The sequence below is a fragment of the Psychrobacter immobilis genome (genome assembly GCF_904846225.1).
Taxonomy (GTDB): domain Bacteria; phylum Pseudomonadota; class Gammaproteobacteria; order Pseudomonadales; family Moraxellaceae; genus Psychrobacter; species Psychrobacter immobilis_F.
In genome coordinates this window covers 23,333-35,559 of sequence record NZ_CAJGZJ010000025.1, presented here as the reverse complement: position 1 = coordinate 35,559, position 12,227 = coordinate 23,333, and the positions used below count along the sequence as shown (strand labels likewise).

The window sequence follows — 12,227 nt, the reverse complement described above, 5'->3', positions numbered from 1 at the left end:
AGTGAAGCAGAAAGAAAACGTTAAACCTAACCAATAGTTAATATTGATTAGGTTTGAGTAAGATTTTTGGAACGGCAAAACTAAGCAGGTTCTTTAAACAACAAGACATCAAAGTGAATACGATCATGGAAATCAACGATCTTGATGCTATCGTTAGAATGGTTGAGTCGGGTTTAGGCGTCTCTTTGATTCCTTATGCTGGGTTATGGATTAGAAGTACTGCGCCAGTCAAAGTCCATCATTTGGGTGACAACAGCTTAGTCCGAGAAGTCGTGCTGGCGTATCGTTATGTAGATCGCCAGCAGCCACAAATTAACGCCTTAAAGCAGGTGTTAGGACTTTGATTTATATTGATATTCTATAGCGTCTATTTTTTTTGTTTTTAATAGCGCAAGCTTATCTATAACAAATGTCTTTAAGCATCAATATTTTTGGGGCTGAGAGTCGAATATTTACGTTTTTCTTGCACCGTATTCTCGGTTACGATGACTCTGCTTTATTCAAAGACGCTAAGACAGTCCGTTTAAATGTGACGCGTTTGCCTCTTTAATTTACCTCATCCTCAAGAAGCCTAAAAAACATGAAACACACTGACAACCTAATCTGTGACAAAACCCTTACTCGCATCGAAAAAGATTCACTAGGCAGCCAAGCCGTTCCTGCCTCTGCCTTATATGGTATCCAAACGCAAAGAGCGTACCAAAACTTCAATATTACTGGCACGCCAATCAGTCATTTTCCTGAGCTGATTAAAGCATTGGCTATGGTCAAATCTGCCGCTGCCAAAGCCAATCATCAGCATGGATTGCTGACCGATGATAAAGCACATGCCATTATCGATGCCTGTGCAGACCTCATTCGTGGTGAGTATCATGAACAGTTCATTGTTGACCTAATCCAAGGTGGGGCAGGCACGTCGACCAACATGAACGCTAACGAAGTGATTGCTAATATTGGTTTGGCTAAAATGGGTTTTGAGTATGGTCAATATCATCATTTGCATCCCAATAATGATGTCAATCGCTCGCAGTCGACCAATGACGTCTATCCTAGTGCGGCACGCTTAGCGATTGTATTTGCTGCAAAACCCCTTAAAGACGCAATCACCAAGTTACAGCATAGCCTAGCCGCAAAAGGAAAAGAATTTAGCGGTATTCTAAAAATGGGTCGTACTCAACTACAAGACGCTGTGCCGATGACGTTGGGTCAAGAATTTAACGCCTTTGCCAATGATTTGGGCAATGAAACGGCTCGAATCGAACACGCCTGTCTACAATTATGTGAAGTGAATTTAGGCGGTACTGCCATCGGAACGGGTATCAATGCGCCAAAGGGTTATGCCAGCTTGGCGACTAGTGAGTTAGCCGATATCAGTGGCTTGCCAGTGACACTTGCCGAAGACCTCATAGCCGCTAGCGCTGATATGGGTGCGTTTATTACCTTTTCTGGTTCACTCAAACGCTTGTCTATTAAATTGTCTAAATTAAGCAACGATTTGCGCCTATTATCGAGCGGGCCGCGCACAGGTCTGGGCGAAATAAATCTGCCAGCCAGGCAACCAGGTTCGTCCATTATGCCGGGTAAGGTCAATCCAGTGATTCCTGAGGCGATGAATCAAGCCGCGTTTCAGGTTATGGGCACCGATATGACGATTACTATGGCAGCAGAAGCCGGGCAATTACAGCTCAACGCCATGGAGCCATTGATTGTCTATAATCTGCTGAATAATGCACGTATGTTAGAGAAGTCGATTCGCATGCTGGATGAGCTGTGCATTCAAGGTATTACGGCTAATGAAGCGCGATGCGCGCAACATGTCGAAAACAGCATCGGTATTGTGACCGCACTGGTGCCGCACATTGGCTACGAAAATGCCAGTCGTATCGCAGGATATGCTTTGCTTAGTGGTTCAGGTGTGGCTGAACTGGTGCGACAAGAAAAGTTGCTGAGTGATGAAGCGTTGGCGGCGATTTTATCGCCTGATAGCATGGTCAGCAGTATATAAAGATAATTTTCCATGATAAGTAATATCGATTGACCATGATAAGTAACATCGATTGATACTAGATGGGCTTTTATAAAAAAGGAACCTTTATGGTTCCTTTTTTGATTGCAATGAGAGTGTGGCCTCAATTCAAGCGATATAGTCAATGAAAAGTAACATCGATACATCACGCACTGCTGCTATCAATTTTTCTTGCTTGCTGTGCCTGCATAGACAGAGGCTGCAAAACTCTCATTACACAAACATGCATACCAGCAGTACTGTATCTAGCCTTTATGCGCTGCAATCCAGCTTTGCATTTGTTCAATCTCAGGTTGCTGAGCGTCAATAATCTCTTGAGCAAGCTTCCGCATTTTGGCATCTTTACCATAGTTAAGTTGGACTTTTGCCATATCGACTGCACCCATATGATGAGGCAACATACCGCGAGCAAACGCCATATCAGGTACAGGATCAGCGATACCTGTCATCATGTCATCGTGACTGTCATTCATACCATCAGCATAGGCTTGTTGCATGGCTTTGGTGTTGGCTGTCGGTTCAGCGTCATCAGGATGATCAGCTAGCCATGCTGTCATTTGTTTAATCTCAGATTGCTGAGCGTCGATGATTTCTTGCGCCAATTGACGCATTTCTTTATCCGTACCGTATTTGAGCTCAATTTTTGCCATGTCCACTGCGCCAATATGATGACTGAGCATACCTTGCGCAAATGCCACATCTGGATTGTTATGATTTATACCAGCCATCATCTCTTTATGCATTTTAGTCATGGATTCGGTATAGTCTTTAAGCATTGGGGTCATTGATGTGCCATCTGCTGGCATCGCATTTGCAGGCATAGCACTCATATCATGCCCTGCATGTATATCCGCTACTGGCGAATCTGCTTGAGTGGCCTCAACGGTTGCGCCTCCTTTGATTACAGGCGTCTCAACTTTCTCATTAGCCGATTGACAAGCGCTTAATAAAAAAGCAGCACTCATACTGGTCGCTAACACGGCTAAGCGTGATTTATTATTAATATTCATGATGTAACCTTAACGTAGATATACTGAGTAGCTTAATATAATGATTCTGACAGCAGCATGACGCGAAGATGACAATTCTGTCATGTGGCAGTCATGCTATAGGAATATCGCCGACATTACTCTATTATTGATAGCATCAACCTAACCAACCAGCGCGTGTCTGTTATGAAACTATTATTAGTCGAAGATGAATGTTCGCTTGGGGACTATATAAAAAAAGGTCTGACGGAAGCCGGATTTGTCGTTGAGCATCACACTACGGGACTTGATGGCTATCATGCCTTAATGAGCGAGGATTTTAATATCGTAATCATGGATGTGATGCTGCCTGATGTCAGTGGTTTTGAGCTTGTGCATAATTACCGCGCGGCTGGCAAGTACACGCCCGTTTTGTTTTTGACGGCTAAAGATGATTTATCTGATCGCATCAAAGGTATTGAGATTGGCGGTGATGATTACCTCACCAAGCCTTTTGCCTTTGCTGAGCTATTGGTAAGAATAAAAAACTTGCTCCGCCGTGCCAATCAGGCTGACTACAGCAGCAACCTGATGCAAATTGCTGATTTAAAGATGGATATCGCTAAACGCACCGTCCATAGAGATGATCTACCCATTAAATTAACGGCAAAAGAATTTTCCTTATTACAGTTTTTATTGGAGCGTCAAGGTGAGGTGTTACCACGCTCTGTCATTGCCTCTCAGGTTTGGGATATAAATTTTGATAGCGATACTAATGTCATTGATGTGGCGATTCGGCGCTTAAGAATTAAGATCGATGATGATCATGAGGTAAAGCTGATACATACGGTACGTGGTATGGGCTATCGACTAGAAATCATGGATAACAGTCATAAATCAACACAACCAGTAGCAAGCCCATAACATGACGCCTATTGTGACTGATGGACGCCTATCATTGTTATGGCGGACGATATTTCTGCTAACGCTCTGTGTTGTGATTACCCAAATCTGCTTGTACCTTTGGATTCAACGCTCAGTCAATAGTCATTTTGAGCAGATGGATTCAGAGGTTTTAACCCATGCGGCGTTTAATTTACGTCAGCATATGACCGATAGCGCATTTGATAATCAAGACAACACAACACGTTCCAATCAATCTAAAAGGCCGCAGCCACTACAAAACACCGGACTAGACTACGTTGTAAAAACGGTAATTACCGATAATCAGGGGCGCGTCCTTGATAGTATTCCTAAAGACTTTATGAGTCGGTCACAGAATAGACGCTCAGTAGCCGATCTTTGGCAGCAGCATCATGACCAACCGTTTGATTTGAAGATCGAGAATCGCCATTATAGAGCGATTGTCATTCAGCACTCTGAGCGTTTGGCACTCATCGCGCTACCTATCGATGTTCATCATCAATACCTCGCCCAATTTAACCGCCAATTAATTCTTATATTAACTGCCATTACCTTTATCTTGGTTTTTGTGGCCGCTTTTAGTGTGCACTTAGGATTTGCGCCATTATCGACCATTAGACAGAAAATGAGCCGTATCAACACAGAACAGCTTGATGATCGCATTATTGTCAATGACATGCCTAGTGAGTTGCGACCACTCGCTGACGCTTATAATGCCATGATGATTAAGCTTGAGCACAATTTTGTCGCATTATCACGTTTCTCCGACGATATTGCCCATGAGCTACGTACGCCGCTGGCGACCTTGGGTACTCAAACACAAGTGATGCTAAGCAAACCAAGAAACAGTCATGAATATGTTGAGCAACTACATGATCAGCATGAAACGATTGAACAGCTAACACGTTTGATTAACAACATGTTGTTATTGGCAAAAACACAAAAAGGGCTTTATGACTCCCAATTCGCTGCGGTTAATGTCGAATCTTTGATCATTAAAATGGTGTCTTATTACGAATTAATCGCAGAAGACCGAGGTATTCGTTTTGAGAGCAGCGGAGATTTTAGAGCCGTATTAGGAGATGACAGCTTGTTACAAAGGCTGTTTGCCAATCTAACATCAAATGCGGTTTATTACGCAGCAAGCGATAGCCTTATTACTATTGCCGCCTCGACGGTAGTTTATAACAGTATAAAGACAGCGCAGAAAAACAAGCCAGCTGCATCAGAGTCGCGATATCTAAAGATAGTACTCACCAACCAATTAGAGCATCCATTAACACAGATAGAAGTGGATAAATTGTCTGAACGCTTTTATCGGCATCATAAAGACCATACATTGCATTCAGGTACAGGGCTGGGGTTGTCGATTGTACAAGCGATTGTTAAGGCTCATAACGGTAAGATAAGCATCACCGTCAAAGATAGCTACTGTTTTCAAGTCAGTGTCGCGCTGCTAATCTACTAGTGATAGGGGTAATTTACGCGGTCAATTTCGTACAAAAAAACGTGGGAGAGTTGAATTAAATTATCTGATAATAGGGTGTATTTAATCATCACACATAGTCACTGTCACTACTATGGTCGGATATTCATCACGCTTTAAGATTAAAGCTAAAAAAGATCGAAAGCAAAAAACCGGATTATTAGCTAATAATCCGGTTTTCTTATTTTAAATTTAAGACATTAAGACATTAAGCTCATCAGGCTCAGGCTATAATTTCGCGGCCGCGTCAGCGATCACTTGTCTACGTTCTTGCTCTTTGATGCGCTCAAATTTGCGTTTTTCTTCTAGTATCAATTGCTCATTGTCAAAGACATCGTAAGCTTCAACGATTTGCTGTACCAACTGATGGCGTACAACGTCCTTTGAGTCAAACTTAGTGACATGAATCTCTTCGATATTTCTTAATATTTCGAGCGCTTGCGTCAGCCCTGACTTGGTACCACGTGGCAAATCGACCTGAGTAATATCACCCGTAATGACGGCACGTGAGCCAAAACCCAACCGCGTCAAAAACATTTTCATCTGTTCAGGCGTGGTGTTTTGCGCTTCATCTAAAATGACAAATGAGTTGTTTAAGGTACGACCGCGCATATAGGCAAGTGGGGCGACTTCGATGACTTGTTTTTCAATCAACTTACCAACTTTTTCTACGCCGATCATCTCATATAACGCATCATATAATGGGCGCAAGTAAGGATCGATTTTTTGGGTTAAATCACCCGGTAAGAATCCGAGTTTTTCACCCGCTTCTACCGCTGGACGTACCAGTAAGATACGCTCAATCTCATTACGCTCAAGCATATCGACAGCGCAAGCAACCGCTAGGTAAGTCTTACCTGTACCAGCAGGACCGATACCAAATGACACATCAGAGTTGAGTACGTTTTGTACATAGCGCTGCTGGTTACCACCGCGAGGGATGATACGACCTTTACGGGTGCGTAAGCTAATGGGCGTAAATTCACTAGCCTCCAAATCTTCTTCAGATTCTATGCTTTTAGCCTTTTGCTCGTCGGCTTCTATATCTTCATCACGAGAGATGCTTGATTGAATAATCAGATGCAGCTCTTCTGCGCTGATGTCTTTTGAATTTTGTGCTTCATCTACCATTTTATATATAATACGTTCACCGCGCTCAACCCCTGTCACATCGCCACTGAGGCAAAAGTCGCCTTGGCGTTGGCTAATTTTAATATCGAGGCGTTGTTGGATATATTTCATATGATTATTATATTCACCAAGCACGGTTTTGAGCTGTGCTGGCGTCAATGATTCAAACTTTATACGGCGGCTCATAGAATCAGTCAAGCGATTATCCTTATGTTGTGTGCCCGATGCTATATATTATATTCATAACACAATGACTTGGTTTTAATAGCGTCGCGGGCTTAAACGGTAAATAGTCAGTAGATCTATATTGATTTTGAAGCGTAGAAACTTTTGAAGCGTAAAGATAAAGCGTGAAAACAAAAGTAACGGCGATTTGAAAAAGTTATTATTCATTTTAGGCGTACAGATAAGTAAATCTCTTGTCTTTATTATGGTAGATAGTTTTTAAATTTCAAGCGATACATCCACTAGATGGCTGTGTTTTTGTATGGCGATTGCAACTGCTCGTCCTTGCTTAAGCTTTTTAGAAGGTTGCCCCTGTATTAATTTTATAATACGCTGATAATATGCGCGTTAGTCGTTTTTTAGAGACACGTTTTGTCTACTGTTAAGACCTCAGAATAAGAGTCGATTTGTGGTAATCTATGGGTTATATCATAGCGCTTGATCATTGAGCTCAACGTACAAGAAAAATGATAACGCCAAAAGATAAAAATAACTTTTAGCAACGACTAATCGCGTTCAGAACGCCTGCTCAACAAATTATAATAGGAATAATAATGATGCCAGATACTGATTTAAATCTACCGAATTCTGAGAGCCTATCTGAAAAGAGAGAAGCCATCACTGAGCAGCAAGTGCTTATCGTTGGCGGTGGTCATGTGGGCTTGTCCTTTGCATTGCTATTGGCTCATCATGGGATTGCGAGTACTTTGCTTGAAAAAAACGGTTATCCAACTATTAGTCCCAATGATGACAGTACGCGCAGCCACTATTTAGACAGTCGCAACACGGCGATATCTCGTCGCACGGTACAGATTTATCAAGAAATTGGCCTATGGGATGAGCTACAAAGTCATGCTTGTCGCATCGATGCGGTGCAGATTAGTGAACAAGGAAGCTTTGGCCGTGCTCAGCTTAATAAGGGCGAAGAAAAGGTCGAGTCATTTGGACAAGTGATGGAGAATGCTTGGCTAGGGCGTAAACTTTTATTAGCGGCTCAGCAAGAACCACTGATTACTTTGATTGATCGAGCCACTGTGACGGCAGTTAATCAGCAGATGGATAGCGTCACAATTAGCGTTAGCCACGATGATGAAGAGGGGCATGAGCAGCAATTAAAAGCCAGTGTCTTGGTCGCTTGCGATGGACAAAACTCTACCGTACGACAGTTATTAGATATTGGTACGACGACTTATGATTATGGACAAACCGCTATTGTTGGTGTGGTCGAGACTTCTATGCCACACGAGCATATCGCGATTGAACGCTTCAGCCCCGCAGGCCCGCTTGCTGTCCTGCCATTGACTGATCCAGAAGGCAGTGGCAATGATGAGTATCAAAAAGGCTATAGACGCTCGGTCGTTTGGATATGTGCCAAAGGCGCGGAAACGCAGTATTTAGAAGATGATGCACACTTTTTGGAGACGCTTCAGCAAGCATTTGGGCAACGCGCTGGCAAGTTTGTCGCTGCTGGTCGCCGCGGTGCTTATCCATTGACGCGAGTGTTGGCAGACAAACAAGTGGCTGGGCGCTGTGTCATTATGGGCAATGCCGCTCATACGCTGCATCCGGTAGCAGGACAAGGTTTTAACCTTTGTATGAGGGATGCGCATGTACTGGCGCAAATGATGAGTGCACAGGTGCTAAGAGGCGAAGACATCGGCGACACGCAATTATTGACACGCTATGAAAAAGCCAGAAAAGCAGATCAAAGAAGGGTGATTCGTTTCTGTGATGCCGTGGTACATGGTTTTACTCATACCAATCCAGCAGTGAAGCTCGCACGGAATGTGGCTTTGATTGCCTTTGATAAATTACCAAATATTAAACCGTTAGTGGCTACTTATGCGATGGGTTTAAAGTCTTAGACGTGAATACACATAGATTCTATCCTAAATAAAAGAAGTGCAACTGTTGTCTTGTGCTACTGGGATAAATTTTACTTGCTTGCTGCGTCATTGCAGACAGAGGCTACATAATATTTATCCCAATAGCACTCACTGTGTTCTATACACTGTATCCATAATAAGCAATTCATAAATACTCTGAGCAGACTGTCGCTCCATAAAGGATGTTGCATGAAAAACAACCATACGCTAATTATCGGCAGCGGTATCGTCGGTGCTACGCTTGCTTTAAAGCTCGCGCAAGCAAAAATGCCAGTCACCTTGATTGATGCTCGTCCTGCGCGTGATGAATCGGCTTGGCAAGATATGCTGAGTAAACGTGATGCCCGTGTTTATGCGCTGAGTGTCGCCAGCATTAATTTACTCGAGGACGTAGGCGCTTGGCAAAAAATTGCCGCCTCCCAGCGTAAAGCGGACTACTCGCAAATGCAGGTATGGCAATTGAACGGCATGGGTGAGTTATTATTTGGTGATAGCAGTGATAACAATAATAGCAACGATAGTAACCTCACGCCAAAAATACTAGGTAGTATGGTCGAGCCTGCGGTCATCGAATATGCCTTATGGCAGCATTTGTCTGAAAATATGGTCAGTGACTATTTGACGGTCATTGCTGGGCAAAAAGTCGTGGGAATGGACTGGCTGGGTGCTGAGCAAGGCTATCGTGTGACTTTAGACGATGGTGCGGTGATTGACGCGGCGCTAGTGGTTGGTGCAGATGGTCGTGGATCATTTGTGCGTCAACAAGCAGGGATTGGGCTAGATACTTTAGACTATAATCAAACCGCGATTTGCTGTGCGATTCAGACCGAAAAGCCGCATCAAGCGACCGCGCGCCAAGCCATGTTACCCACGGGCACACTAGCATTATTGCCGCTAGCAGATATTACAGATGCCGATAAAGCCAATCCACAATACTGGCAATCGATAGTCTGGACGTTGCCACGCAATCAGGCATTGGCCTTGATAGAAGAGGAAGATCGCTTTGTCGCGGACAAGCTGTCTGCTGCCACCAACTATGAACTGGGCGCGATCAAACAGATTGAATCAATCGCCAGTTTTCCACTAACGGCGCAACAAGCAAAAAGTTACGTCGCTGATAATTTGGTATTAATCGGTGACGCAGCGCATGGCGTCCATCCGCTGGCGGGTCAAGGATTGAATTTGGGCATGCTCGATGTGCAGACGCTAAGCGAACAATTGGCACATGACTTTGCGCGTAGTGGTGGGAAAATTTGGGGCAGCAATCAAACGTTGCGTACTTATGAGCGCCTGCGTCGTCCGCATAATAGCCTAATGATGCATAGCTTCTCTGCGCTCAACTGGCTGTTTGCAGGGTCACTTGCTCAAATGCGTCCTGTGCAGCAGCTACGTAGTGAAGGCATGTACCGAGTTGGCAAAATCAAGCCGTTGATGCGATTGTTTGCCAAGCAGGCGAGTGGGGTTTAGGTCAAGCAGTAAGTGCCAAACGTTCACATCAATACTCTGAGGTAAGGTTTTATGCTCATCCCCAAATACTGGGCGCAATATAAACAGCGCTTTGACTCAAGAACTGAGTTTAATAATGCCAAAAAGCAAGCAACCATCAAGCGTTATGGCTGGTCAGATATTAGTCAAATAGATGCTTTGAATCACGCTAAAGCACGAGTGGCTGATGCACACAATCGTTGGCTTGCGGGTGAGGATATCGTGCGTCGTGAACGCAGGGAAGAGTATAACGCAAGCAACGGCATTCCTATCCGTGAGCAAATCATTTCTGAGCGTACTTTCTTAGAAAGTGATGTATCTAATAAGAGCGCAGCCGCGCCCCAGCTCATTGTCACGCGTAACAGCTATGGAGCTCAGGTCGTCAACGTTGACAATATTGTGATAATTGATGTCGATAATGATGATTTATTACATCAAAAATATCCTGATGATTACGATAAACAAGGTTTTATGGGTCTATCTATGACTGATAAACGCCAGCCGTCATCGATAAAGATAAAAGTTTGGTCTTTTGTTTTCATCTTTATACTTATCGCCAGTGTCATTTCTTGGTTAGGATTGTCATGGCTGTGGCTACTAGTAGTTATGGTCGGTGTAACTGTTTATTTATGGCAACAAGCCAGTAAAAGAGACAAAATGCGTGCGCAAAAATATGCTGATGATACCGCCTCTCTACTACCCTTTATAACTGAATTAATCAAACAGCGCGTTGCCAGTTATCCACAAGAATCCTTCCGTTTATATCAAACACCTGCAGGATTTCGCATTATTGCGACTCATGATGTTGTAGAACCAAGTCATAAAGTGGTTGAAGAATGGTTTGACTATTTCCATGCGGACGCTAATTATGTGCGTCTCTGTCAGGCACAGCAGTGTTTTCGGGCGCGGCTCACTGCCAAGCCATGGCGTATGAATGAAGTTAATGACAATCACTTAGCGAAAGATATCCCCGCTAAAAATTTCTGGTTCGATGAAAGTAGTTGCATTGATGATCAGAAAGCACAAACCCAAAAAGAGCTTGTGGCACGTCAGCAATGGATTGCTGATTATGATAAATATGCTAAAAGCTACCGAGCATGCCGTTATATTGAGAGCTTTTCTGGTGGTGATGTTAATAAGCATTCAGCTCAGAATGTGATTAATGAGTTTGTTAAGTGGCATGATAAGGCTTGTCAGGCGGATACAGATTTGCCGATGGCGTAAATCATATTTTGATTTATAAATAAAATTGAGCTTTTAACTGTTTCAAGGAAGAAGGACTATGACTATTAAACTAAAATGCTATAGCGTTTTATTATCAACCGCATCTATAACTTTAGTAGGCTGTCAAACTACCGAAATTGCCTCGCCAAAAACTACGCCTCAAGATGAAAATATTAGGACGATGCAAGCAGAAGATACTGATTCAGACGGTGATGGAGTTTTAGATCAAATCGATTATTGCCCAAAAACGCCAACGAATGTGGCAGTAGATGAGTTAGGCTGTCCGATGCTTGATGACTCAGTAGATTATATTACCATGGAGCTGAGAGTATTTTTTGAGCGTAACAGCAATGAGCTGCAAACAAAATACTTATCAGAAGTAAAAAAAATAGCTGAAAAAATGCATAGCAATGCTGAGTTAGTAGTGGTTTTGTCTGGTCATATCTCTGAGCCTGAAGCTAACCAAATATCATTAGATATAAACAAAAAAATGAATCAAGCAAAAGTTTATAAACTTCAATTAGGACATGAGCGTGCACAGATAATAAAAAATGCTTTGATTAATAGAGGCGTAGCTGCTGATAAAATTTATAGCTTTGATTGCGCTGATAATATGCCAATTGCACCTAACGATAATGAAGAAGGCGCATCAATGAATCAGCGTATCTATGGTAAGACCGAAACGGTAAATGGTTTTTATGCCAGTAAAGATAATGGCAATATGCACTCATTTCAGAACTATCAAGCAATTTGTCATCAGTTTTAGATATATAAATGAGGCTAAAGTTATAATGCTAAGCTTATGATTTTTATTTCAACAGGCCTTCTTTTTTAGTGTCGATATCCTATCAGACTACGCCTCAAAAAATGTG

Annotated in this window: 10 protein-coding genes; 8 read left to right on the top strand and 2 right to left on the bottom strand. The window is 42.9% G+C overall.

The genetic code is table 11. The annotated features are described in order from the left end of the window. Positions 1-53 precede the first annotated feature (53 nt). Both JMX48_RS12610 and JMX48_RS12605 read left to right on the top strand, forming a co-directional pair. On the top strand, positions 54-344 hold the full coding sequence (locus JMX48_RS12610; RefSeq protein ID WP_201538339.1) for a LysR substrate-binding domain-containing protein: 291 nt from the start codon (positions 54-56) through the stop codon (positions 342-344). A gap of 236 nt (positions 345-580) precedes the next feature. Then, positions 581-2,005 carry an aspartate ammonia-lyase gene (locus JMX48_RS12605; protein WP_201538337.1) on the top strand — a complete coding sequence of 475 codons (1,425 nt, stop codon included), beginning with the start codon at positions 581-583 and terminating at the stop codon, positions 2,003-2,005. Positions 2,006-2,271: 266 nt separating this feature from the next. Here JMX48_RS12605 and JMX48_RS12600 read toward each other — a convergent pair whose 3' ends face one another. Further along, positions 2,272-3,036 carry a DUF305 domain-containing protein gene (locus tag JMX48_RS12600; RefSeq protein ID WP_201538335.1) on the bottom strand — a complete coding sequence of 255 codons (765 nt, stop codon included), beginning with the start codon at positions 3,034-3,036 and terminating at the stop codon, positions 2,272-2,274. Positions 3,037-3,201: 165 nt separating this feature from the next. Between JMX48_RS12600 and JMX48_RS12595 the strand changes: the two genes are divergently transcribed. Then, entirely contained in the window at positions 3,202-3,918 is a 717-nt protein-coding gene (locus JMX48_RS12595) for a heavy metal response regulator transcription factor (RefSeq protein ID WP_201538333.1), read from the top strand. 1 nt (position 3,919) lies between these two features. Further along, positions 3,920-5,386, top strand: a complete 1,467-nt coding sequence (locus JMX48_RS12590; RefSeq protein WP_201538331.1) for a histidine kinase dimerization/phospho-acceptor domain-containing protein — start codon at positions 3,920-3,922, stop codon at positions 5,384-5,386. Positions 5,387-5,632: 246 nt separating this feature from the next. Here the strand turns inward: JMX48_RS12590 and JMX48_RS12585 are convergent, their stop codons facing one another. Continuing rightward, the gene (locus tag JMX48_RS12585) at positions 5,633-6,721 is read right to left on the bottom strand and encodes a PhoH family protein (RefSeq protein WP_201538345.1); all 1,089 of its coding nucleotides are present in this window, start codon (positions 6,719-6,721) and stop codon (positions 5,633-5,635) included. A gap of 593 nt (positions 6,722-7,314) precedes the next feature. Between JMX48_RS12585 and JMX48_RS12580 the strand changes: the two genes are divergently transcribed. The 4 genes from JMX48_RS12580 (at position 7,315) to JMX48_RS12565 (ending at position 12,121) form a co-directional block, all read left to right on the top strand. After that, positions 7,315-8,625 (top strand): FAD-dependent monooxygenase, encoded by a 1,311-nt coding sequence (locus tag JMX48_RS12580; protein WP_201538329.1) that lies wholly within the window; start codon positions 7,315-7,317, stop codon positions 8,623-8,625. 210 nt (positions 8,626-8,835) lie between these two features. Further along, positions 8,836-10,113, top strand: coding sequence for an FAD-dependent monooxygenase (locus JMX48_RS12575; RefSeq protein WP_201538327.1), 1,278 nt, complete (start codon positions 8,836-8,838; stop codon positions 10,111-10,113). A 51-nt stretch (positions 10,114-10,164) separates the two neighbouring features. Continuing rightward, on the top strand, positions 10,165-11,355 hold the full coding sequence (locus JMX48_RS12570) for a hypothetical protein (protein WP_201538325.1): 1,191 nt from the start codon (positions 10,165-10,167) through the stop codon (positions 11,353-11,355). A 58-nt stretch (positions 11,356-11,413) separates the two neighbouring features. Beyond that, positions 11,414-12,121 carry an OmpA family protein gene (locus JMX48_RS12565; protein ID WP_227688015.1) on the top strand — a complete coding sequence of 236 codons (708 nt, stop codon included), beginning with the start codon at positions 11,414-11,416 and terminating at the stop codon, positions 12,119-12,121. Positions 12,122-12,227 lie beyond the last annotated feature (106 nt).